This is a genomic window from Janthinobacterium sp. JC611 (assembly GCF_018682595.1).
Taxonomy (GTDB): domain Bacteria; phylum Pseudomonadota; class Gammaproteobacteria; order Burkholderiales; family Burkholderiaceae_D; genus Janthinobacterium.
In genome coordinates this window covers 1-24,148 of sequence record NZ_JAFLJN010000012.1, presented here as the reverse complement: position 1 = coordinate 24,148, position 24,148 = coordinate 1, and the positions used below count along the sequence as shown (strand labels likewise).

Here is a 24,148-nt window from a genome sequence, read left to right as displayed (position 1 = left end):
TCAGGCCGTCCTGGCCAACCTCAGTTTCAGCACTTCAGCCATTACGCGGGGAAGACACCGGTCGACAGATAACGGTCGCCGCGGTCGCAGACGACAAACACGATGGTGGCGTTTTCCACCGTTTGCGAGATGCGCAGCGCGATTTCGCACGCGCCGGCCGCCGAGATGCCGCAAAACAAGCCCTCTTCCGCCGCCAGGCTGCGCGCCATGCGCTCGGCCACGCCCTGGCTCACGTATTCCACCTGGTCCACGCGCGACTTGTCGTAGATTTTCGGCAAGTACGCTTCCGGCCATTTGCGGATGCCGGGAATCTGCGAACCTTCCTCGGGCTGCGCGCCGATGATCTGGATAGCGGGATTCTGCTCTTTCAAGTAGCGCGACACGCCCATGATGGTGCCCGTCGTGCCCATGGCGCTGACGAAATGCGTGACCCGGCCTTCCGTGTCGCGCCAGATTTCCGGTCCCGTGCTTTCATAGTGGGCGCGCGAATTGTCTTCGTTGGCGAACTGGTCGAGGATCACGCCGCGGCCGTCCTTCTGCATCTGCTCGGCCAGGTCGCGCGCATATTCCATGCCGCCCGTCTTCGGCGTCAATAAGATGTCGGCGCCGTAGGCGGCCATGCTCTGGCGGCGCTCGACGCTGAGGTTATCCGGCATCAACAGCAGCATCTTGTAGCCGCGCAAGGCGGCGGCCATGGCCAGCGCGATGCCCGTGTTGCCGCTGGTCGCCTCGATCAGGGTATCGCCCGGCTTGATGACGCCGCGCTCTTCGGCGCGCTTGAGCATGGACATGGCGGCGCGGTCCTTCACGGAGCCGGCCGGATTATTGCCTTCCAGCTTGCCCAGGATGACGTTGTTGCGCGCAAGCGCATCGGCACCCGGCAAGCGCGTCAGCTGCACCAGCGGGGTATTGCCTATCGTATCTTCAAGTGTCTTGTAAGCCATCGTGTCTGTTTGAGTAATTTCAACAAAGACCCATTCTAATATGAGATGCTGGACGGCGTATCGCCCATCGGCGACGGCAGCCGGGCCCGCATGCGCGTCCGGCCGCAGCGCCACATGCCGCACGGCGCCTGCCGCGCCGGCATTTCCTGGCGTGCGCAACGGGTATTGCGGCAGGCGCGCGCCGCATGCGCTAGACTCGTCACTGTTAGTTATTTTTGTTATTTGCTTATTCAGCCTCCGAACGGACCCGCCATGGCCAGCAGCACACCCGAATTCATTCCCGAAACGACGCAGGACGATCCCGTCCAGTTCAGCACGCTCGATTTGCAGGGTCGCAGCCACCAGATCTCGCCCGTCTTCAATGCGCTCGAACTGCAGCGCTTGCAGCGTTACGGCACGTTGCGGCGCTTTGCCGATGGCGCGACGCTGTTCGAGGCGGGCAGCAGCAGCTTCGGCATGCTGGTGATATTGTCCGGGCGCGTCAGCATCACGCGCCACGAAGTGCTGGGCCAGGCGTCGCTGCTGCGCGAAGTGGGCGTCGGCCATTTCATCGCCGAAGTGGCGCAGTTGTCCGGCCGCCCCACCCTCGTCAACGGCCGCGCCGTGGGCGCCGTGGAATTGCTCGACATCAGCTCGGAATCCTTGCGCGCGCTGATCGTGGCCGAGGCGGAGATGGGCGAACGCATCGTGCGCGCCCTGATCCTGCGCCGCGTGGCGCTGATCGAATCGAATTCGGGCGGCCCCGTGCTGGTGGGGCCGCGCGGCAATGGCAATCTGTTCCACCTGCAAAGCTTTTTATCGAGCAACGGCCATCCGCACACGGTGCTCGATCCGTCCACCGATGCGGCCGCCGCCGCGCTGGCCGAACGCCACCGGCCCACGCCGCAGGAGTGGCCGCTGGTGATCTGTCCAGACGGCAAGATCATGAAGAATCCCGGCAATGTCGAACTGGGACGCTGCCTGGGCATGCTGCCCGATTTGTCCGGCGACAAGATCTTCGACGTGCTGGTGGTGGGCGCCGGTCCCGCCGGCCTGGCCACGGCCGTGTATGCGGCCTCGGAAGGCTTGTCCGTGCTGGCGCTGGAACAGCGCGCGTACGGCGGCCAGGCCGGCGCCAGCGCGCGCATCGAAAATTACCTGGGCTTTCCCACCGGCATTTCCGGCCGCGCCCTGGCCGGGCGCGCCTACGTGCAGGCGCAAAAGTTCGGCGTCGAGATCGCCACCCCGGCCAGCGCCGCCAACTTGCTGTGCGACACGTGGCCGCTGCGCGTCAATCTGTGCGACGGCACGCAGGTGCGCGCCCGCACGGTGGTGCTGTCGTGCGGCGCGCGCTACCGCCGCCCCTCGCTGGCGAACCTGAAAACGTATGAGGGACGGGGCGTGTATTACTGGGCCTCGCCCATCGAAGCCAAGCTGTGCCGGCAGGAAGAGATCATCCTCGTTGGCGGCGGCAATTCGGCCGGCCAGGCGGCCGTGTTTCTCTCCGGCCACGCCGCCAAGGTCCACATGGTGATCCGCGGCGCAGGGCTGGCGGCCAGCATGTCGAGCTACCTGATCGAGCGCATCGCCGCCACGCCCAACATCACCCTGCACACGCACACGGAAATCATCGCCCTCGAAGGCGACGACGATGGCTTGACGGAGGTGCGCTGGCGCAATAATCAAACGGGCGAAGAGTGCGACTGCGCCGTGCGCCGCGTGTTTCTCTTCGTCGGCGCCGATCCGAACACGGACTGGCTGCACGACTGCGCCGTCGCCGTCGACGAACAGGGCTTCATCCGCACGGGCTTCGACGTCACGCGCGCCGAATGCCGCGCCCACGGCCACGGGGTATATCCACCCGACCTGCCAGACCGGGCCGCGCTGGAAACGAGCGTGCCGGGCGTGTTCGCCATCGGCGACGTGCGGGCCGGCTCGACCAAGCGCGTGGCCGCCGCCGTCGGCGAAGGCGCGGCGGTCGTTTCCCAGATTCATGGATTTCTGGCGCGGTTGCCAGCCGGTTCGAGCTGAAAATCGTGCATTATAGAAACTGCTACAATCGGCTGTCGCCATCGAGCTGAAAGAGACCGCATGCCCCACACCACCAGGCTTTCCTCGCCCCGCGGCGTGCCTGCGGTCCGCTGACGGTGCGCCGCATGCTCGTCAAACTGTTGCTCCTGTCCACCTTGTTTGCCGTGCTCAGCGTCGCCGCCCTGTACAGCTACGGACGCTTCGCCGAACGGTCGCTGGGAGCGCCAGGCACGGCCCTGCCCGTGGCGATGGATGCCACGCTGCTCGACCGCGTGCTGGCGCCGCAGCTGGCGCAACGCCCGGGCCACAGCGGCACGGCCCTGATCGACGACAACCGGGAAGCGTTCGCCCTGCGCGCCCTGAGCGCGCGCGAAGCGGGCCGCAGCCTCGACCTGCAGTACTACATCTGGCATAACGACGTCACGGGACGGCTGCTGGTGCGCGAACTGCTGCGCGCGGCCGACCGTGGCGTGCGCGTGCGCGTGTTGCTCGACGATATCAACGCGCGCGGCCAGGACGCCGCCATCCTCGCGCTCGACAGCCATCCGCTGATCGACGTGCGCATCTTCAATCCGGGCCGCAACCGCGACGGCGTGTGGTGGCGCGCCGTGGAAATGGCCTTGCGCGCCGTCAGCCTGAACCGGCGCATGCACAACAAGGCCTGGATCGTCGACGGCAGGGTCGCCCTCGTCGGCGGACGCAATATCGGCGACGAATACTTCGATGCCGCCGAACAAGTCAATTTCCAGGATGCCGACTTGCTGCTGGTCGGTCCCGCCGTGCAGCAGACGAGCGACATCTTCGACCGCTTCTGGAACAGCCGCGCCGTCATTCCCATCCATGCCCTGCATGCTGGCAAGCATGCGGGCGCGCCGGCACTGCAGGCGGTACGCACCCGCCTCGACGCGCTGAGCGGAGAACTGGGTGCCTCGCCGTACTTGCGGCAGCTGACCGATACGGGCCAGCTGCAAGCCCACCTCGATGGCCGCCTGCGCCTGCACTGGAGCGGGCAGGTGCAAGTATTGTCGGACCCGCCGGAAAAAGCCGCGCCCGTAGCCAGTTTGCAGCGCAGCGAGCACTGGCTCATGCACAGCTTGCTGCCCCTGCTGACGGACGCGCGCGAAGAAGCCTTGCTCACCTCGCCATACTTCGTGCCCGGCACGGCGCTGACGCAAACCCTGGCCGGCAAGGTCGCCGCCGGCGTCAAGGTGCAGGTGCTGACCAACTCGCTGGCCGCCACCGACGTGGCCCTCGTGCACGCGGGTTATGCGCGCTACCGCCAGATGCTGCTGGGCGGCGGCGTCGACCTGTTTGAATTGAAGACCCTGCACCGCAAGCGCATCAGCCTGATGGGATCGAGCCGCGCCAGCCTGCATACCAAGGCCGTGGTGGTCGATGGCCAGCGAGGCTTCGTCGGCTCCTTCAACCTCGATCCCCGCTCGGCCCAGCTGAACACGGAGATGGGCGTGCTGTTCGACGATGCCGCGCTGGCGGCCGACATGCGCGCGCTGTTCCTGCACTCGACGGCCAGCGACACCAGCTACCGCGTGCTCCTCGACAACGGCGCCCTGCGCTGGTCCGACGCCACCGAAGTGCCCGCCAAGGTGTGGACGCACGATCCCGAAGCGGGCTTCTGGCGCCGCATGCTGGTGTCCGTGATGCGCTGGCTGCCGATCGAGTCGCAGCTGTAGACTGGCCGGCGCATAAAAAAACCCCGCGCGGCCGGTACCGCGCGGGGGTTTCTTTTCGTGCTGCGCGGCACCACCACGCAACACGCCTTACAGCAACACGCTTACTTTTTCTCGGCTTCCGCCTTCTTTGCATCGGCGGCAGCCAGCTTCGCCTCTTTCTTCGCTGCAGCGGCGGCAGCCTTCGCTTCTTTCTTGGCGGCGGCAGCTTCCTTCTTCGCTTCCGCGGCGCTCTTCACGGGCGCGGCGCCATCGGCAGCGGCGGCAGGCGCGGCAGCCTTGGCGGCGGCGGCTTCTTTCTTGGCGGCGGCAGCGGCGGCCTTGGCTTCTTTCTTCGCGGCAGCAGCTTCTTTCTTCGTTTCAGCGGCTGTCTTGGCTGGCGCCGCAGCGGTGTCGGTCGCAGCAGCTGGCTTCGGTGCGGCTTCTTTCGCTGCAACTTCCTTCACAGCAGCTTCCTTTTTTGCCGGCGCGGCTTTCGCCGCCGGAGCGGGCGCCGCTGGCGCGCCGGACTTGGCCTGGCCGTTCACTTGCAAGCCTGCTTCCGACAGCTTCACGGAACTCTTCGGACCGATGCCCTTCACGCGGCTTTCAAAATCGGCCCAATCCTTGAAGGCGCCCCCCTTGGCACGCTCATCGATGATGGCTTTCGACGTGACGGGACCGATGCCCTTGACGCTGTCGAGCGCCGCCTGGTCCGCCTTGTTGACATCGACCTGGGCAAAGGCAAAACCCATCGTCGCGATCAAGGTGGCGATGGCCAGCAGTATTTTTTTGAACATGGATATCTCTCCGTAAGGTGGTTTCAAGATGACTCGAACGCAAAGGAGGAACAGCGCCTTGACGGCTTAACGGCTGTGGCGTGATACGGTTGACAAGACGGGACAGCGAAAGGGTGGGAAAACCTGCGCCAGATCAAACGGGCTGGCGCAGGCGAGACGACAGATTACTGCGGGAACAGTTCGTCGCGGGTCACGGTGGCCGTGCCCAACTTGCCGACGACGATGCCGCCGGCCCGGTTGGCCGTGCGCACGGCCTCGCCGAGGCCCATGCCGGCGCCCAGCATGGCCGCCATGGTGGCGATCACCGTGTCGCCGGCGCCCGAAACGTCGAACACTTCGCGCGCATCGGTGGGCATGTGCACCACCTCGTCGGCCGTGTACAAGCTCATGCCTTCCTCGGAACGGGTCAGCAGCAAGGCGTCCAGGCCCAGCTGCGCACGCATCTGCTGCGCGCGCTGCGTGAGTTGCTCTTCCGTGCTCCAGCTGCCGATCACGCGGCGCAGCTCGGACTTGTTCGGAGTGAGCACTGACGCTCCCGCATAGCGGCTGAAATCATCGCCTTTCGGGTCGACCATGACGATCTTGCCGGCAGCGCGGGCCGCCTTGATCATCTCGGCCACGTTCACCAGGCTGCCCTTGGCGTAGTCGGACAGGATCACCACGTCGTAATGCGGCAAGAGGGCATTGAACTGCGCCAGCTTGTCGCGCAGCACCGTATCGCTGGGCGCATCCTCGAAGTCGATGCGCAGCATCTGCTGCTGGCGGCCGATCACGCGCAGCTTGATGATGGTGGAAATGGCCGCGTCGCGCTGCAGATAGCTGTGGATGCCGCCGCCTTCGAGCAGGCGCTCGACCTGGCTGCCCGCCTCGTCGTCGCCGACCACGCCCAGCAAGCTCGTCTTCGCGCCCAGCGCGGCCGCGTTGCGCGCCACGTTGGCCGCGCCACCGAGGCGCTCTTCGCGCTTCTCGATGCGCACGATGGGCACGGGCGCCTCCGGCGAAATACGGCTGACGTCGCCGAACCAGTAGCGGTCCAGCATCACGTCGCCCACCACCAGCAGGCGTACCTGGGCCAACGCGGCCGGCGCCGTCAAGGCGGCCACCTCGTGGGCGCTCATGCGCGCGTCAGGATCGAGCGACCGATCCCGTGGTATTCGATGCCATTCTCGGCCATGACGGCCGGCTCGAACAGGTTGCGCCCGTCAAAGATCACGGCTTGCTTCAGGCGCGCCTTGACCTGCTCGAAGTCGGGGCTGCGGAAGGCTTTCCATTCGGTCACGATGACCAGCGCATCGGCGTCCTGCAGCGCATCCTTCGGGCTGTCGGCAAAGCGCACCCTCGCCAATTGCTCCGGCGTCAAGTCCAGTTGCAGCACGCGGCGCGCCTCGGCCATGGCGACGGGGTCGTACACGGCCACCGTGGCGCCACGCCCCAGCAAGTCGGCCAGCAGCACGCGGGCCGACGCTTCGCGCATGTCGTCCGTGTTCGGCTTGAACGCCAGGCCCCACACGGCGAAATGCCGGCCCGTCAGATCTTCGCCGAAGCGAGCGACCACTTTGCGTCCCAGCACCTGCTTCTGCTGGTCATTGACGGCTTCGACCGCACGCAGGATCAGCAATTCCTGGCCGTGGCCGCGCGCCGTGCGCTCGAGCGCCTGCACGTCTTTCGGGAAGCACGAACCGCCATAGCCGCAACCGGCGTACAGGAAGCTGTAGCCGATGCGCGGGTCGGAGCCGATGCCATGGCGCACGGCTTCGATGTCGACGCCAACCTTGTCGGCCAGGTTCGCCAGTTCATTCATGAACGAGATGCGCGTGGCCAGCATGGCGTTCGCCGCATACTTGGTGAATTCGGCCGAGCGCACGTCCATCCAGTAGGTGCGTTCGTGGTTGCGGTTGAATGGCGCGTACAGGCTTTTCAGCAATTCGCGCGCGCGCTCGCCGTCCGGCGTGGCGTCGACGCCGATGACGATGCGGTCCGGGCGCATGAAGTCTTCGACGGCCGCGCCTTCCTTGAGAAATTCCGGGTTCGACGCCACCGAGAACGTGGCGGCCACGCCGCGCGCATCGAGTTCGCCCTGGATGGCGGCGCGCACTTTTTCGGCCGTGCCGACGGGCACGGTCGACTTGTCGACGATGACCTTGAAGTCCGTCATGTACTTGCCGATGCCGCGCGCGGCCGCCAGCACGTATTGCAGGTCGGCCGAGCCGTCTTCATCGGGCGGCGTGCCGACGGCGATGAATTGCATCACGCCGTGCGCGGCGGCCGCTTCGACGTCGGTGGAAAAGGTCATGCGGCCGGCGGCGCGGTTGCGCGCCACGACTTCTTCCAGGCCCGGCTCATGGATGGGGATGCCGCCGCTGTTGAGCAAGTCGACCTTCTGGGCGTCCAGGTCGAGGCAAAAGACGTCGTTGCCCAGTTCCGCCAGGCAGGCGCCGGTCACGAGGCCCACATAGCCCGTGCCGATAATGGTGATTTTCATGGTTGTGCCGTATTTCTGAAATATAGGTGTTACATACGAGTACACGCCACGTTGCGCGAGGCAAGGTGGCGTGTACGATTGATCAATTCATGACATTTAATTCTTCAGTGCGTCGCGGCGGATAGGTTTCCCACTTATTGCAGCCCGGGCAATGCCAGTAGAACTGGCGCGCCTTGAAGCCGCAGTGGCTGCACTGGTAGCGGGCCAGCTTCTGCGTGTAGCCGTGCACGAGGTTTTTCACCATCGACAGTTCCGACCAGATGGCGGCCGGCGCATCCATCATGCGCGCTTCCAGCAGTTTATCCAGGCCCAGCAGGGTCGGCGTGCGGCGCAGTTCGGCGCTGACCAGCTGCTTCGCAGCTTCCACGCCGTCGAGCTCGATGACGGCCTTGAAGACGACTTCGATCAAATCGATCGACGACGCCTCTTCCAGGTAGGAGCGCAGCAGGTTGACGCCTTCCTGCGCGCGGCCCACCTTGGTGTAGCCATCCATCAGGCGCTGCGCCACCAGGGCCACGTGCGGCACGCTTTGCTGCTCCACGCGGCGCCAGGTGGTCAGCGCGCCTTCCACGTCGCCGCGCGCCAGCAGCACGTCGCCCGTCAGGATGGTGGCGCGCACGCTCTTGCGGTCCGTCTGCAAGGCTTTTTCCAGCAGCGGCATGGCGTCGTCCGGCTTCATGTGCACGAGGGCGTCATGCGCCAGTTCGCAATAGAACTGGGCGATTTCCTTCTGGCGCGCGCCGGCGCCCGATTCCTGCAAGCCCACGGCCGCTTCGATGGCGCGTGGCCACTCCTTTTCGCGCTGGTAGATTTCCAGTAGCGCGCGGCGCGCCTGGGCCGCATATTGCGTGTCGACCAGGCTGTTGAAGGTTTCTTCGGCACGGTCCAGCAGACCCGCCTTCAGGTAGTCCATGCCCAGCTCGTAGGCGGCATGGCCTTGCTGTTCCAGCGGCAAGTCCGGGCGCGCCAGCAAGTTCTGGTGCACGCGGATGGCGCGCTCCGTTTCGCCGCGGCGGCGGAACAAATTACCCAGCGCAAAGTGCATATCGGCCGATTCCGGGTCCAGCTTGACGACCTCGATGAAGGCGTCGATGGCCTTGTCATGCTGTTCATTGAGCAGGAAATTCAAGCCCTTGAAGTAATTGCGCGGCAGGCTGCGCGATTCGGATACCAGTTGATGAATGTCCACGCGCGCGGCAATCCAGCCCAGCGCGAAAAACACCGGGATACCCAAGAGCCACCAGAGTTCAAAATCCATGCGATTGTTTTTATTCGAGTAAGAGAGATAGGAGCGACGGCGCCGCTTACTGCGCGCTCACGCTGTCCGGTTGCGGCTGGACATTGCTGGCCACGCCCACGGTCTGCAGCGCGGCAATGGTGGTCTTTTGCTTGCTCGCTTCGCGGCGGTGACGGAACACGGTCGGCGTCAGCGCCAGGACGCCCAGGCTGGCGCCGGCGACAAAAAAGCCCAGCAGCATCAGGACCAGGGGGCCGCGAATTTCATAATTGAGGAAAACATGCAGGTCGACAACCTGCGCATTCTTCAGCGCGAAACTGAAGAACAGGACGAAAAGAACACAGCCAACGATGGTGGAGATGATTTTCATCGATACGCCCAGAAAGTACAAAAAATGCCCGTATGGCACAACCTTGGAATGCCTGGCAGAAGCGTAGCGAGCGTCAGTGATTTGTGGCCAAGAAGCGCAACCGTACTGAAGTACGGTGAGCATCGCAGGCCGCAAAGCGCGACGCGCAGTAGCTTATGTCAGGTATTCTCAGCATATTAACAAAAAAAAGCGGCATCCAAGGACGCCGCTCTTTATGTCGCCTTCCAGCAGACGATTAATCCTCGATGATCGGTTGTCCGACCATCGCGTCCACCCGCTCGCGCAACTGTTTGCCCGGTTTGAAGTGCGGCACCCGTTTTTCGGGCACCATCACCTTGTCGCCGGATTTCGGGTTGCGGCCGATGCGCGGGGGCCTGCTGTTCAGGGCAAAACTGCCAAAACCGCGGATCTCGATACGCTGGCCCGTCGCCAGGGCGTTGGTCATCGCATCGAGAATGGTCTTGACGGCATACTCCGCATCTTTCGCCACCAGCTGAGAATAACGCTCAGCGAGGCGGTTGATCAGCTCGGACTTTGTCATCTGCCGTATCCGCAGTCTTAGTTCTTGTTATCGAACTTAGCTTTCAACAAGGCGCCCAGGCTGGTGGTGCCCGAAGCTGCGTTGTTGTCGGTAGCTGCCATCTTCTGCATGGCTTCCTGGGTTTCCACGTTGTCTTTCGCTTTGATCGACAGTTGGATACCACGGGCTTTGCGGTCGATGTTCAACACCATGGCTTCGACGGTGTCGCCGACTTTCAGGTGCGTACCAGCATCTTCAACGCGGTCGCGCGAGATTTCGGAAGCGCGCAGGTAGCCTTCAACTTCTTCGGACAGTTGGATCACGGCGCCTTTAGGCTCAACCGATTTAACGGTACCGGTGACCAGCGAACCTTTGTCGTTCATGGCTGCGAAGTTGTTGAATGGGTCACCTTCCAGTTGCTTGACGCCCAGGGAAACGCGCTCGCGCTCAACGTCGATGGCCAGAACGATGGCTTCCAGTTCGTCACCTTTCTTGAAGCGACGCACGGCTTCTTCGCCGGTTTCGGTCCAGGACAGGTCGGACAGGTGCACCAGACCGTCGATGTTGCCGGCCAGGCCGATGAACACGCCGAAGTCGGTGATCGATTTGATCGCGCCGCGGACTTTGTCACCTTTCTTATGGGTAACACCGAAGTCGTCCCATGGGTTGGCTTTGCACTGTTTCATGCCCAGCGAAATACGACGACGCTCTTCGTCGATTTCCAGAACCATCACTTCTACTTCGTCGCCCAGTTGGACAACTTTGTTAGGAGCAACGTTTTTGTTTGTCCAGTCCATTTCGGAAACGTGTACCAGACCTTCGATACCCTGTTCCACTTCAACGAACGCGCCGTAGTCGGTCAGGTTCGTTACTTTACCGAACAGACGGGTGCTTTGTGGGTAACGACGGGACAGACCGGTCCAAGGATCGTCGCCCAGTTGTTTCACGCCCAGCGAAACACGGTTTTTCTCTTGATCGTATTTCAGGACTTTGGCGGTGATTTCCTGGCCAACCGTCAGTACTTCCGACGGGTGACGTACACGGCGCCATGCCAGGTCGGTGATGTGCAGCAGGCCATCGATACCGCCCAGATCCACGAACGCGCCGTAGTCGGTGATATTTTTGACGACGCCGGTCACGACCGTGCCTTCTTTCAGCGTTTCCATCAGTTTCTGACGCTCTTCGCCCATCGAAGCTTCGATGACGGCGCGGCGGGACAGAACCACGTTGTTACGCTTGCGATCCAGCTTGATCACTTTGAATTCGAGGGTTTTGCCTTCGAATGGGGTGGTGTCTTTGACAGGACGGGTATCAACCAGCGAGCCCGGCAGGAATGCGCGGATGCCGTTGGTCAACACGGTCAGACCGCCTTTGACTTTGCCATTGACGGTACCGACGACGATTTCGCCCGATTCCATCGCTTTTTCCAGAGCCAGCCACGAAGCCAGACGCTTGGCTTTATCGCGCGACAGGATGGTATCGCCGAAACCGTTTTCCAGCGATTCGATCGCCACGGAAACGAAGTCACCAACTTTGACTTCCAGTTCGCCGTGGTCGTTCTTGAATTCTTCGACAGGGATGAATGCTTCGGATTTGAGGCCAGCGTTCACGATCACGAAATTGTGGTCGAGGCGCACGACTTCAGCGGAAATAACTTCGCCGGAGCGCATATCTTGACGCGACAACGATTCCTCGAAGAGCGCAGCAAAACTTTCCATACCGGTAGATTCGTTAGTTGTAACAGTAGACATAGGGTTCACACAGGTTATCCAGCAGAGATCGCACGATGCGACTTAAACTGGGTTAGGTTTTTGACACACCCGGACAGGCCAGGAGCCGTCAACGGGCACCACATAGCATAAAAATCACACTATTTTGCAACTCATTTTGCAGCCGACGCATACCATTTCAACACGGTTTCCACGGCTTCATCCGCCGTCATTGCCGACGTATCGAGGACATGCGCGCCTTCCGCGGGGACCAGCGGCGCAATCGCACGGTGAGTATCACGTTCGTCCCGCGCCTGCAAATCCATCAGAAGGTCTTCCATATTAGCAGAAAAACCCTTGTCTATCAATTGCTTGTAGCGCCGTTGCGCGCGCGCCTCGACGCTGGCCGTGAGGAACACCTTCAGTGGGGCATGCGGGAAGATCACCGTGCCCATGTCGCGCCCGTCGGCCACCAGGCCCGGCGTCTTGCGAAAACCCAGCTGCAAGTTGACCAGGGCATGGCGCACCGTTGGCAAAACGGCAATTTTCGACGCCGTATTGCCCACTTCTTCGGCACGGATCTGCTCGGTGACGTTTTCCTGCGCCAGCAGGATCTCGCCATTAGCAAAGTGGCAAGGCAAGTGTTCGGCCAGCTTGGCCAGCGCGTGCTCGTCGCGCAAATCCGTGCCGCGGCGCAGGGCCGACAGGGCCGTCAGGCGGTACAGCGCGCCCGAATCGAGATAGTGAAAGCCCAATTTGTCGGCCACGCGGTGCGCCACCGTGCCTTTTCCGGAAGCGGTGGGGCCGTCGATGGCGATGACTGGGATGTTGGAGGTCGGCATAGTATTAAACAATCAATTAAATCAAGGTATCTTTGGCTATCCCCGCGAACGCGGCGAAGTACTCGGGGAAGGTCTTGGCCACGCATTTCGGGTCGTTGATGCGCATGGCATTGCCGCGGCGCGCGGCGCCGTCCAGCGACGCCAGCGAAAAGCACATGGCCATGCGGTGGTCGTCATACGTGTCGATGGTCGCTGCCTGGATTTGCGCCGGCGGCGTCACGCGCAGGTAGTCCGCGCCCTCTTCCACTTGCGCGCCCAGCTTGCGCAATTCCGTCGCCATGGCGGCCAGGCGGTCCGTTTCCTTCACCCTCCAGCTGGCGATGTTGCGCAAGGTCGACGTGCCATCCGCGTACAGGGCGGCCACGGCGATCGTCATGGCCGCGTCGGGAATGTGATTGAAGTCCATGTCGACGGCTTTCAGCACGCCGTTCGAGCGGGCCTCGATCCAGTTCTCGCCCATGGTGATGGTCGCGCCCATCCGCTGCAAGGCTTCGACGAAGCGCACGTCGCCCTGGATGCTGTCGCGCCCCACGCCTTCCACGCGCACGGGACCGCCGCCGATGGCGCCGGCCGCCAGGAAGTACGAGGCAGAAGAAGCGTCGCCTTCGACGTGGATGGTGCCCGGACTTTGATACTGCTGCCCCGGCTGCACGGTGAACGACTGCCAGCCGTCATGCTCGACCGTCACGCCGAAGCGGCGCATCAGGTTCAGCGTGATTTCAATATACGGCTTCGAAATCAGCTCGCCCGTGACATCGATGGTGACGGCATGGTCGCGCGCCATCAGCGGCGCCACCATCAGCAAGGCCGTCAAAAACTGGCTCGACACGTTGCCGCGCACGGCGATGCGCTGCGCATGAATGTGGCCACGGCGGATGCGCAGCGGCGGGAAGCCCTGCTCGCCCGTGTATTCGATCTGCGTGCCGACGGCGTTCAGCGCGTCGACCAGATCGCCGATGGGGCGCTCGTGCATGCGCGACACGCCATGCAAGGTGTAGTCGCCGCCGATGACGGCCAGGGCCGCCGTCAGCGGGCGGATGGCCGTGCCGGCGTTCCCCATGAACAGGTCCGCCGCGTGGTGCGGGAACACGCCGCCGCAGCCTTCCACGTGGTGCACCTGGTGCGCCGTGGCCGGGTCGCCCGTCAATTCATCCTGCGTCCATTTCACGCCCAGCGAGGTCAGGGCCGTGAGCATGACGAAGGTGTCGTCGGAGGCGAGCAGGTCGACGATCTTCGTCGTGCCCTTGGCCAGCGCGGCCAGCAGCAGCACGCGGTTGGAAATGCTTTTCGAGCCGGGCAGGCGCACCGTGCCTTCGGCGTGCATCACCGGCTTCAGATCGATATGGTGGGGGTAGTGCTTGGTCTGGGTCATGCTGGAATCCTTGAGTATTTATCGTGTGGGCGCGGCGGGTATTTCCGCCGTTTCGATCGCCTCGATCCATTGCTGCCGCGCGTGCTGGGCGTTCGCATACACGCCCTCGATGGCGGCGCCGTCGTTCGCGGCCAGGTGGGCGCGCAAGGTCGTCAACTGCGCCAGGTAGGCGTCCAGTTCGTGCAACAGCGCCGGCTGGTTGGCCAGGCTGATGTCGCGCCACATTTCCGGCGATGAGCCGGCGATGCGCGTAAAGTCGCGAAAGCCGCTGGCCGCGTACTGGAACAGCAGGCCCGCGTGCGGTTTGTTGGCGATGTCGTCGACCAGCGCAAAGGCCAGCAGATGCGGCAGATGGCTGACGGCGGCAAACACCTTGTCATGTTCTTCCGGGCTCAAGGTGTGCAGGATGGCGCCGCAGGCGCGCCACGCGACCGCCACCCGCTCCACGTCGGCCGCGGCGTTTTCCGCCAGCGGCGTGAGCACCACTTTCTTGCCTTGATACAGATCGATGATGGCCGCGTCGGGGCCATTCGTCTCGCGTCCCGCGATCGGGTGGCCGGGCACGAATTGCCCGACTTTTCCACCGAGCGCCGCGCGCGCGGCCGCCACCACGTCGCTTTTCGTGCTGCCCGCGTCGGTGACGACGGTGCCGGGCTGCAGGTGCGGCGCGATGGACGCCAGGATGGCGCCCGTCTGCGCCACGGGCGCGGCCAGCAGCACCAGGTCGGCGTCACGCAAGGCATCGGCCATGTCGCCACCGATCGCGTCGATGATGCCCAGTTCGAGCGCGCGCGCCATCGAGGCCGGCGAGCGGCCCATGCCGACTACCGTGCCCACCGCGCCCGCGTGTTTCAGGGCGCGCGCGAACGAGCCGCCGATCAGGCCTACGCCGAAGATGACGATTTTTTTCAGTGCAGGCGTCGTCATGTCGTCAGGCCAGCGCCTTCGTCAGCGCGGCGATGAAGATGGCGTTTTCCTGCGGCAGGCCGATGGAAATGCGCAGCCATTGCGGCAAGCCATAGCTGCCGACGGGACGCACGATCACGCCCTGCTTCAGCAGCGCCAGGTTGACACGCGCGCCGGCGCCGTCGTCGTCGCCCACTTTGACCAGCACGAAATTGCCGTGCGATGGCACGTATTCCAGACCCAGTTGCGTGAACGCTTGCGTGAACTGCTGGTAGCCGGCCGCGTTGTTGCGCGCGCTTTGCTCGAGGAATTCCTTGTCGTTCAGGGCGGCGATCGCCGCCGCCTGCGCCAGCGAATTCACGTTGAACGGCTGGCGGATGCGGTTCATCAGGTCCGTCAACGCCGGCTGGGCGATGGCGAAGCCGATGCGCAGGCCGGCCAGGCCATACGCCTTCGACAGGGTGCGCGAGACCACCAGGTTCGGATACTGGCGCACCCACGCCGTCGACTCGTACTGCTCGTCGGCCGACAGGAATTCGTTGTAGGCCTCGTCGAGCACGACGACGACGTGCTGCGGCACCTTCTTGAGGAAGGCCTCCAACTGCGCCGCCGTCAGGAAGGTGCCGGTCGGGTTGTTCGGGTTGGCGATGAAGATCAATCGCGTGTCGTCGGCGATCGCCGCCGCCATCGCATCCAGGTCATGGCCATACGCTTGCGCCGGCACGACGATGTGGCGCGCGCCCAGGCCTTGCGTGGCCAGCGCGTACACGGCGAACGAGTACTGCGAGTAGACGACGGACTGGCCGTGTTCGACAAACGCGTGCGCGGCGATTTCCAGGATGTCGTTGCTGCCGTTGCCCAGGGTGATCCAGTCGGCCGGCACGTCGTAGCGCTTGGACAGCACGGCTTTCAGGTCGAAGCCGTTGGCGTCCGGATAGCGGCCCAGGTCGTCGATGGCGGCGATCATCGCCTGCTTGGCCGATGCCGGCATGCCGTACGGGTTTTCATTCGACGCCAGCTTGACGATGGCTGCCTCGTCGAGGCCGAATTCGCGCGCGACTTCCGCGATCGGTTTGCCGCTCTGATAAGGGGCGATGGCGCGGACGTATTCTGGACCGATATTTTTAGACATGGTGTTCTTTAAAAGTTGGTGAATGATTGGTGAACCCCCAAAGCAATGACTGGGGTCGGACTCTGAGGGTCCGACCCCGGCCTTTACCGGGTTACAGACTGACCGGATACGACCCCAGCACCTTGAAAAACGCCGCGTTGCTCTGCAGCTCGGCCAGCGCCTGGGCGACGGCCGCGTCGTGCACGTGGCCTTCCACGTCGACATAGAAATAATACTCCCAGCTGCCCATGCGCGCCGGGCGCGACTCGAAGCGCGTCATCGACACGCCGTGCCTGGCCAGGGGCGCCAGCAGCTGGTACACGGCGCCCGCCTTGTTCGGCACGGCCAGCACCAGCGACGTCTGATCCTTGCCCGACGGCGCCGTCTGCAAGGTGCCGATGACGGCAAAGCGCGTGCGGTTGTGCGGGTCGTCCTGGATATGGCCCTTGACCACGCCCAGCTTGTACTGCGCGCCCGCCAGTTCGCTGGCGATGGCCGCCACCGTGCCATCTTCGCCGGCCATGCGGGCCGCCTCGGCATTCGAGGCCACGGCGTGGCGCGCGACGTGCGGGTAATTCTGGTTCAGCCACACCTGGCACTGCGCCAGCGCCTGCGAATGGGCGCAAATGGCGGTGACGCCATCCATGTTGCCGCTCTTCGTCATCAGGCTGTGGTGCACGGCGATCGCCACCTCGCCGCTGATGACAAGGCTGGTCTGCAGCATCATGTCGAGGGTGCGGTTGACGGCGCCTTCCGAGGAATTCTCGATCGGCACCACGCCGAAGTCCGCCGTTCCCGCCTCGGCGGAGCGGAACACTTCATCGATGGACGCGCACGGCAAGCCTTCGACGGCGCTGCCGAACTGCTGATACACGGCCTGCTCGCTGAAGGTGCCGGCCGGGCCCAGATACGCCACGGTGACCCTCTTTTCCAGCGAGCGGCAGGACGACATGATTTCGCGGAAGATGGTCTGTACTTCGCGGTCGCCCATGGGGCCGGGATTGCGCTCGGCCACGCCGCGCAGCACCTGCGCTTCGCGCTCGGGGCGGAACACGGGCGCCTGCGTTTCGGCCTTCACGTGGCCCACTTGCTGGGCGATTTGCGCGCGGCGGTTCAGCAGTTCGAGGATTTGCGCGTCGATCGCATCGATCTGTTCGCGCAGCGGTTTCAATTTATCGGTCATGGTTGTTTGTTTCGTCAGCTGTACTTCAATCATGGCCGCGCGGCCTGCGCCGGCGGCGGGCCGGCGCGGTCGTCAATGCGACTCAGCGTCCGGCAAACTCGTTCAAATAATTGACCAGGGCTTGCACGCCCTCGATCGGCATCGCGTTATAGATCGATGCACGCATGCCGCCGACGGACTTGTGGCCCTTCAGTTGCAGCAGGCCGCGCTGCTTGGCGCCGGCCAGGAATGCGTCGTTCAAGCTTTCATCGCGCAGATAGAACGGGATGGTCATGCGCGAGCGGTATGCGGGGTCGACCCGGTTCTGGTAAAAGTCGTCCGCATCGAGCGCCGCGTACAGCAGCGCCGCTTTCTCAATATTACGCTGTTCCATGGCTGCAACGCCACCCTGGCGTTTGAGCCACTGGAAAACCAGGCCGGCGATATAGATGCCGTAGGTGGGCGGCGTGTTGTACATCGATTCATGTTCGGCCACGATGGTCCAGTCAAAGGCCGACGGGCAGATCGGCAGCGCCTTGCCCAGCAAATCTTCGCGCACGATGACCACGGTCAGGCCGGCCGGGCCGATATTTTTCTGCGCGCCGCCAAAGATCACGCCGTATTGCGATACATCAATCACGCGCGACAGGATGTGCGACGACATGTCGGCCACGATGGTGGTCCCTGCCGGCACGTCCGGCGCCTGCTGGAATTCCACGCCATCGATGGTTTCATTGGTGCAGATGTGCAGGTAGGCGGCGCCCGGCGTCAACTTCCATTGGTCAACCGGCGGCACGCCCGTGAAATGGGCGGCCTGGGACGAGGCGGCCACGTTGACGTTGGCGTACTTGGCCGCTTCCTGGATCGACTTGCCCGACCAGGAGCCCGTGTGCACGAAGTCGACGGTGGCCGGCTGCTGCGCGGCCAGGCCCACCAGGTTCATCGGGATGATGGCGTTCTCGCCCAGGCCACCGCCCTGCAGGAACAGAATCCGGTAGTTGTCGGGCACGGCCAGCAGCTCGCGCAGGTCGGCCACCGCCTGCTTGTAGATGGAAATGAATTCGGGACCACGGTGGCTCATTTCCATCACCGACATGCCACTGCCATGCCAGTCCTGCATTTCAGCGGCCGCTTGCGCCAGCACTTCCTTGGGCAGGACGGCGGGGCCGGCGGAGAAGTTGTAGATAGGGGTCACGATACGGTCCTTGGCAAAATGGGAATCTTATTGGGGCGACTGCTGCGTGGCCGCCCGCATGACCTGCTCAAGCACGGCATTCACGCGGGGGATCAGCACGCGCTGGCTGATGGCCATCGATTCGGCCGACAGTTGCGGCATCGTGGCGAGCATCTTGCGGCCCAGCGGCGTCTTGTAGAAGGCCGTCAGCTGCTCGACTTCGGGCACCGTGTAAAAGCGCGCGTACAGGGGCACCATTTCATCGCCCAGTTCATCGATCAGGGTCGGGTCGGCCAGCACCTGCGTCAGGGTGGCGATGGCCAGGGGGATTTCTTCCTCGGCGCTGGCCAGCGCGCGCGCCTTGCGCTGCTCGTCCAGCTTCGGGTTGCCGTTGATTTGCTGCTGCGCCGACTGGCGGATCATGGCCGGCACCGATTGCAGCATCTGGTCGAAGATGCTGCGCGTGAGCTGCGGGAACTGCATCGCGTCGAGCATGCGCCGCACGGCCACTTTCATGGCGGGACTGGGCGCGGCCTGGCGGGCGGGCGTGGCTTGCGTGCTCTGGGCCAGGGCCGGCAGGGTTGCAAGAAAGGCCAGCGAAAACGCGGCGAAGAAGGTGGCGACGATTTTTCTCATGGCATGCGGGACTCTATAAAAGCGGGGAATGGCCTGGGACACGCAGGCTGGCGCCGCAACTGGCGCGCCCATAGCAATTGGGGCTCCCGAAAGAGCCCCAATCATCTTACTCCGGCTGGGCCGGGTCTGCTGGATCGGCGGGTTCAGCCGGCGCCGGCGCGGCATCCGTGCCCGCCTCCGTCGTCAGCTCGACTTCGTCGATATCCGTTTCCACCACGCGCTGCAGGCCGGACAGCTTGGTGCCGTCTTCCACGGCGATCAGGGTCACGCCCTGCGTCGCGCGGCCCATCTCGCGGATTTCCGACACGCGGGTGCGGATCAGCACGCCACCGGTGGTGATCAGCATGATTTCATCGTTGGTATCGACCAGGGTCGCGGCAACCACTTTACCGTTGCGCTCGCTGGTCTGGATGGCGATCATGCCTTTCGTGCCACGGCCATGGCGCGTGTATTCAAGGATCGGCGTACGCTTGCCGTAACCGTTTTCCGTGGCCGTCAGCACCGACTGCTGCTCGTTCTCGGCCACCAGCAGGGCGATCACGTGCTGGCCTTCTTCCAGGTTCATGCCGCGCACGCCGCGCGCCGTGCGGCCCATCGGACGCACGTCGTTCTCGTCGAAGCGCACCGCCTTGCCCGAATCGGAGAACAGCATCACGTCGTGCTGGCCATCGGTCAGCGCCGCGCCGATCAGGAAGTCGCCGTCGTCCAGGTCGACCGCGATGATGCCGGCCTTGCGTGGATTGCTGAAGTCCTTCAGCGGCGTCTTCTTGACGGTGCCAAGGCTGGTCGACATGAAGACGTAATGGTCTTCCGGGAACGTGCGGTTCTCGCCCGACAGCGGCAGGATCACGGTGATCTTTTCGTTGTCCTGCAGCGGGAACATGTTGACGATCGGCTTGCCGCGCGAATTGCGCGAGCCTTGCGGCACTTCCCACACCTTCAGCCAGTACATGCGGCCACGATCCGAGAAGCACAGGATGTAGTCGTGCGTATTGGCGATGAACAGCTGGTCGATCCAGTCTTCCTCTTTCGTCGCCATGGCCTGCTTGCCGCGGCCACCGCGCTTCTGCGCGCGGTATTCGGTGATCGGCTGGGCCTTCATGTAGCCCGTGTGCGACAGGGTCACGACCATGTCCTGCGGCGTGATCAAGTCTTCCGTTTCCAGGTCGGTGGCATTCAATTCGATCTGCGAGCGGCGCACGTCCTTGTTGCCGGCGCCGTATTCGTTCTTCGCCGCCGTCATTTCATCGGTGATGATGACGGTGACGCGTTCCGGCTTGGCCAGGATGTCGAGCAAGTCGGCGATATGTGCCATCACGTCCTTGTACTCGTTGACGATCTTGTCCTGCTCCAGACCGGTCAGGCGCTGCAGGCGCATCTGCAAAATTTCCTGCGCCTGGTCGTCCGACAGCTTGTACAGGCCATCGCCCTGCATGCCGTAGTGCTTCGGCAGGTTTTCCGGACGGTAGGCATCGATGCCGCCTGGCGTCGTGCCGTCGCCCGTGCGGGCCAGCATTTCGCGCACGACGGACGAATCCCAGGCCTTGGCCATCAGCTCGACCTTGGCGATCGGCGGCGTCGGCGCGGCCTTGATGATGGCGATGAAGTCATCGATGTTGGCCAGCGCGACTGCCAGGCCTTCGAGCACGTGGCCGCGTTCGCGCGCCTTGCGCAGTTCGAACACGGTACGGCGCGTGACCACTTCGCGGCGGTGCGACAGGAAGCATTGCAGCATCTGCTTGAGGTTCAGCAGCTTCGGCTGGCCATCGACCAGGGCCACCATGTTCATGCCGAAGGTGTCCTGCAACTGGGTCTGCTTGTACAGATTGTTCAGCACCACTTCCGGCACTTCGCCCCGTTTCAGCTCGATCACCACGCGCATGCCCGACTTGTCGGATTCGTCGCGGATGTCGGAAATGCCGTCGAGCTTCTTGTCGCGCACGTTTTCGGCGATGCGTTCCAGCAAGGATTTCTTGTTGACCTGGAATGGCAGCTCGTCGACGATGATGGCGATGCGGCCGCCATCCTTGCCGTATTCTTCGAAGTGGGTCTTGGCGCGCATCACGACGCGGCCACGGCCCGTGCGATAGCCGTCGCGCACGCCGGACACGCCATAGATGATGCCGGCCGTCGGGAAGTCCGGCGCCGGGATCAGCTCGATCAATTCATCGATCGTGCAGTCGGGATTGCGCAGCACGTGCAGCGCGCCGTCGATGACTTCGGTGATGTTGTGTGGCGGGATGTTCGTCGCCATGCCGACGGCGATACCGGACGAACCATTGATCAGCAGGTTCGGGATACGCGTCGGCAAGACCGTCGGTTCCTTTTCCTTGCCGTCGTAGTTGGGCTGGAAGTCGACGGTATCCTTGTCGATATCGGCCAGCAGCTCGCCGGCGATCTTGTCCAGACGGCACTCGGTGTAACGCATCGCCGCGGCGCCATCGCCGTCGACGGAACCGAAGTTGCCCTGGCCATCGACGAGCATGTAGCGCAGCGAAAAATCTTGCGCCATGCGCACCAGCGTGTCGTAGATCGAGGCATCGCCGTGGGGATGGTATTTACCCATGGTTTCGCCGACCACGCGGGCGCACTTGACGTAAGGGCGGTTCCACACGTTATTCATTTCATGCATCGCGAACAAGACGCGGCGGTGCACTGGCTTCAAGCCGTCACGCGCATCGGGCAAGGCGCGACCGACGATCACGCTCATGGCGTAATCGAGGTAGCTCTTGCGCATCTCTTCTTCGAGGGAAATAGGAATTGTTTCTTTTGCGAATTGATCCATTGGCGGTTCGACTGATCTCAGGCTGTGGTTAACTTATCTGTTACGCAATGTATGACGCAATACTGCATATCCTGGGTGGCTGTCGTCGTGGACGCCGCGTCGCGCGCGCTGCTGGCGCGGCCCGGCTTCCATGTCGCAGAGTGCCGGAACAAATCGGCGGGCTGGCGGTACGGCCAGCACGGGTAGCGCGGGGCTACCTGCTGGCCATACGGTGCTGCCGTGGGCATTTGCCCGACACTCTTAACAGTCAAGCGCACGATTTTAGCATGCGCGCCCAGCTACCTGTACAAATTGGCCATACCGACAAGATTGGCCGTTTGCACCGGAGGCGTGCGGCCGAGTCTGTCGATAATGCACAATGGCAATACCAGTTCAAGCCATCTGCCCTTAAAAGTGGCAAAAAAAACGATCAATTGTTACAGATGCGTTACAAATGGGCATTTTCGTTGCGCAAAAACAACGAGCGGTCTAAAATCGGGCAAGCTTTGATTTAACCACGGTCGTGCGCCCCTGATGCGTGTGGCAAAATGACTAGGAAGTTAATTGCTAGTTTCGCAATCTGAAACGAGCGCATATGGTCTACATGATAAAATCTTGGCACGTAGCACCAGTAGCGCAGTGTTGTTCTGCGGATATCACCCCCCGAAAGGAAAAAAGAATGAATAAATTTGTAACGCTGTTTTTCGCTGCATCCGCAGTGATTGCTGGCTCGGCTTCGGCCCAAACCCCAACCTCCCCACCATTCGCGCCAGTTACCACTGACATCAAAGCACCAAGCCCAAAAAGCGCTTACGTGCAAGATGCCCGCGGCGTGATCGTGCGTGACCCATTCGGCCTGTGCTGGCGTACCGGCTACTGGACACCTGCTGACGCAGTGCCAGGTTGCGACGTGCCACTGTGCGTAGAGCCAGAAACCCTGCAAGACGGCAAATGCGTGGCTCCTCCAGCGCCAGTCGTACCAGCACCGGCACCAGTCGTTGTCGTACCAGTACCAGTCGTCGTTGCTCCTACCTCGGAAAAAGTCAGCTTCGCCGCTGATGCATTCTTCGATTTCGACAAAGCTACGCTGAAGCCAGAAGGCAAAGCCAAGCTGGACGAGCTGTCCGCACAACTGGGCGGCATCAACCTGGAAGTCATCATCGCCGTGGGTCACACCGACTCCGTCGGCACCGATGCTTACAACCAAAAACTGTCGGTACGTCGTGCTGATGCTGTCAAAGCCTACCTGGTCTCCAAAGGCGTTGAAAGCAACCGCGTGTACACCGAAGGCAAAGGCGAGAAACAACCTGTTGCTGATAACAAAACTGCCGAAGGCCGTGCGAAAAACCGTCGCGTGGAAATCGAAGTTGTTGGTACCCGCAACAAGTAATAGCTGAACCCTGGACTTGCCGCAAGTCATCGCGCAAGTCAAGAACAGCATGAAAAACCCCGCCACGGCGGGGTTTTTTTTCGTCCGTGGCTGCCCGATTGTAAAATTGCCGCTATTATTCGACCTATGAACGCCGACCCTCTCGAAATCCAAAAATTCAGTGAGCTGGCCCACCGCTGGTGGGACCCCACTTCCGAGTTTCGTCCCCTGCACGAAATTAATCCCCTGCGCCTGGAATGGATCAACGCGAAAGTGCCGCTGGCCGGCAAGCGCGTGATCGACATCGGCTGCGGCGGCGGCATCCTGGCCGAATCGATGGCCCGCAAGGGCGCCGACGTGACGGGCATCGACCTGTCCGACAAAGCCTTGAAAGTGGCCGACCTGCACAGCCTGGAATCGGGCGCCAAGGTCCGCTACAAGCTGATCGCCGCCGAAGCCATGGCCGAGGAAGAAGCGGGCCAGTACGACGTCGTCACGTGCATGGAAATGCTCGAGCACGTGCCGGACCCGGCCGCCATCGTCAAGGCTTGCGCCACCCTGGTCAAGCCGGGCGGCCACATCTTCCTGTCGACCCTGAACCGCAACCCGAAAGCGTACCTGTTCGCCATCCTGGGCGCCGAATACCTGCTGCGCCTGTTGCCGAAAGGCACGCACGACTATGACAAATTCATCACCCCGGCCGAGCTGTCGCAATACGTGCGCAGCGCCGGCCTGGACGTCAACAGCATGCGCGGCATGGGCTACAATCCGCTGACCAAGATTTACTCACTTAATAGCGATACCAGCGTCAATTATCTGGTGGCCTGCACCCGGCCGCTGTAACCATCACGCACAATACAAGGCGGCTGCGGCCGCCATTTTTCATTCCTACTTGACACATTTTGCCCGCCATGATCACAGACCATCTGCCAGCCCCGCGCGCCATCCTGTTCGACCTCGACGGCACCCTGGCCGACACCGCGCCCGACCTGGCGGCGGCCATCAACCTGCTGCGCGCGCGCGCCGGCCTGGCGCCGACCCCGTATGACGTCCTGCGCCCCACGGCCTCGGCC

General features: G+C 63.0%; 21 protein-coding genes and 1 pseudogene. 6 read left to right on the top strand and 16 right to left on the bottom strand.

Annotated elements, in window-relative coordinates; all coding sequences use genetic code 11:
- Positions 1-41 precede the first annotated feature (41 nt).
- Positions 42-944 carry a cysteine synthase CysM gene (cysM, locus tag J0O65_RS09175; protein ID WP_034751785.1) on the bottom strand — a complete coding sequence of 301 codons (903 nt, stop codon included), beginning with the start codon at positions 942-944 and terminating at the stop codon, positions 42-44.
- Positions 945-1,196: 252 nt separating this feature from the next.
- Here cysM and J0O65_RS09170 point away from each other — a divergent pair, with 252 nt between their 5' ends.
- On the top strand, positions 1,197-2,954 hold the full coding sequence (locus J0O65_RS09170) for an FAD-dependent oxidoreductase (RefSeq protein WP_215406129.1): 1,758 nt from the start codon (positions 1,197-1,199) through the stop codon (positions 2,952-2,954).
- Positions 2,955-3,079: 125 nt separating this feature from the next.
- Positions 3,080-4,645 (top strand): phospholipase D family protein, encoded by a 1,566-nt coding sequence (locus tag J0O65_RS09165; protein WP_215406127.1) that lies wholly within the window; start codon positions 3,080-3,082, stop codon positions 4,643-4,645.
- 101 nt (positions 4,646-4,746) lie between these two features.
- On the opposite strand, the gene J0O65_RS09160 is transcribed toward J0O65_RS09165, so the two are convergent.
- From J0O65_RS09160 to gyrA, 15 genes are all read right to left on the bottom strand, one after another.
- The gene (locus J0O65_RS09160) at positions 4,747-5,421 is read right to left on the bottom strand and encodes a ComEA family DNA-binding protein (protein ID WP_152251787.1); all 675 of its coding nucleotides are present in this window, start codon (positions 5,419-5,421) and stop codon (positions 4,747-4,749) included.
- A gap of 164 nt (positions 5,422-5,585) precedes the next feature.
- On the bottom strand, positions 5,586-6,539 hold the full coding sequence (gene rfaE1, locus J0O65_RS09155) for a D-glycero-beta-D-manno-heptose-7-phosphate kinase (protein ID WP_215406125.1): 954 nt from the start codon (positions 6,537-6,539) through the stop codon (positions 5,586-5,588).
- Positions 6,536-7,903: a UDP-glucose dehydrogenase family protein gene (locus J0O65_RS09150; protein ID WP_215406123.1), complete on the bottom strand. Its 1,368-nt coding sequence runs from the start codon at positions 7,901-7,903 to the stop codon at positions 6,536-6,538. Before J0O65_RS09150 ends, rfaE1 begins: the two co-directional genes overlap by 4 nt.
- 82 nt (positions 7,904-7,985) lie before the next feature.
- Positions 7,986-9,161, bottom strand: coding sequence for a lipopolysaccharide assembly protein LapB (gene lapB / locus J0O65_RS09145; RefSeq protein ID WP_034782020.1), 1,176 nt, complete (start codon positions 9,159-9,161; stop codon positions 7,986-7,988).
- Positions 9,162-9,207: 46 nt separating this feature from the next.
- Positions 9,208-9,510, bottom strand: coding sequence for a LapA family protein (locus J0O65_RS09140; RefSeq protein ID WP_077400759.1), 303 nt, complete (start codon positions 9,508-9,510; stop codon positions 9,208-9,210).
- A gap of 235 nt (positions 9,511-9,745) precedes the next feature.
- A complete protein-coding gene (locus J0O65_RS09135) occupies positions 9,746-10,051 on the bottom strand; it encodes an integration host factor subunit beta (protein ID WP_008446215.1) in 306 nt (101 codons plus the stop codon).
- A gap of 17 nt (positions 10,052-10,068) precedes the next feature.
- Positions 10,069-11,781 (bottom strand): 30S ribosomal protein S1, encoded by a 1,713-nt coding sequence (rpsA, locus tag J0O65_RS09130; RefSeq protein WP_071650172.1) that lies wholly within the window; start codon positions 11,779-11,781, stop codon positions 10,069-10,071.
- A gap of 131 nt (positions 11,782-11,912) precedes the next feature.
- On the bottom strand, positions 11,913-12,581 hold the full coding sequence (cmk, locus tag J0O65_RS09125) for a (d)CMP kinase (protein WP_215406121.1): 669 nt from the start codon (positions 12,579-12,581) through the stop codon (positions 11,913-11,915).
- 16 nt (positions 12,582-12,597) lie between these two features.
- Positions 12,598-13,953 (bottom strand): 3-phosphoshikimate 1-carboxyvinyltransferase, encoded by a 1,356-nt coding sequence (gene aroA / locus J0O65_RS09120; protein WP_215406119.1) that lies wholly within the window; start codon positions 13,951-13,953, stop codon positions 12,598-12,600.
- Positions 13,954-13,971: 18 nt separating this feature from the next.
- Positions 13,972-14,880: a prephenate dehydrogenase gene (locus tag J0O65_RS09115; RefSeq protein ID WP_215406117.1), complete on the bottom strand. Its 909-nt coding sequence runs from the start codon at positions 14,878-14,880 to the stop codon at positions 13,972-13,974.
- 4 nt (positions 14,881-14,884) lie between these two features.
- Positions 14,885-15,991 carry a histidinol-phosphate transaminase gene (gene hisC, locus J0O65_RS09110; RefSeq protein ID WP_215406116.1) on the bottom strand — a complete coding sequence of 369 codons (1,107 nt, stop codon included), beginning with the start codon at positions 15,989-15,991 and terminating at the stop codon, positions 14,885-14,887.
- A 91-nt stretch (positions 15,992-16,082) separates the two neighbouring features.
- Positions 16,083-17,153, bottom strand: coding sequence for a prephenate dehydratase (gene pheA / locus J0O65_RS09105; protein WP_215406115.1), 1,071 nt, complete (start codon positions 17,151-17,153; stop codon positions 16,083-16,085).
- A gap of 82 nt (positions 17,154-17,235) precedes the next feature.
- Positions 17,236-18,327: a 3-phosphoserine/phosphohydroxythreonine transaminase gene (serC, locus tag J0O65_RS09100; protein ID WP_215406114.1), complete on the bottom strand. Its 1,092-nt coding sequence runs from the start codon at positions 18,325-18,327 to the stop codon at positions 17,236-17,238.
- Between the two features lie 27 nt (positions 18,328-18,354).
- Entirely contained in the window at positions 18,355-18,942 is a 588-nt protein-coding gene (locus J0O65_RS09095; protein ID WP_215406113.1) for a DUF2059 domain-containing protein, read from the bottom strand.
- Positions 18,943-19,048: 106 nt separating this feature from the next.
- Positions 19,049-21,727 (bottom strand): DNA gyrase subunit A, encoded by a 2,679-nt coding sequence (gene gyrA, locus J0O65_RS09090; protein WP_215406112.1) that lies wholly within the window; start codon positions 21,725-21,727, stop codon positions 19,049-19,051.
- Positions 21,728-21,993: 266 nt separating this feature from the next.
- Between gyrA and J0O65_RS09085 the strand changes: the two genes are divergently transcribed.
- The 4 genes and pseudogenes from J0O65_RS09085 to J0O65_RS27855 all read left to right on the top strand — a co-directional run.
- A complete protein-coding gene (locus J0O65_RS09085) occupies positions 21,994-22,221 on the top strand; it encodes a hypothetical protein (protein WP_215406111.1) in 228 nt (75 codons plus the stop codon).
- 164 nt (positions 22,222-22,385) lie between these two features.
- On the top strand, positions 22,386-23,096 hold the full coding sequence (ompA, locus tag J0O65_RS09080; protein ID WP_071078971.1) for an outer membrane protein OmpA: 711 nt from the start codon (positions 22,386-22,388) through the stop codon (positions 23,094-23,096).
- Positions 23,097-23,222: 126 nt separating this feature from the next.
- Positions 23,223-23,918 carry a bifunctional 2-polyprenyl-6-hydroxyphenol methylase/3-demethylubiquinol 3-O-methyltransferase UbiG gene (gene ubiG / locus J0O65_RS09075; protein WP_215406110.1) on the top strand — a complete coding sequence of 232 codons (696 nt, stop codon included), beginning with the start codon at positions 23,223-23,225 and terminating at the stop codon, positions 23,916-23,918.
- 68 nt (positions 23,919-23,986) lie between these two features.
- A pseudogene (locus J0O65_RS27855) lies at positions 23,987-24,148 on the top strand (phosphoglycolate phosphatase); the annotation flags it as partial.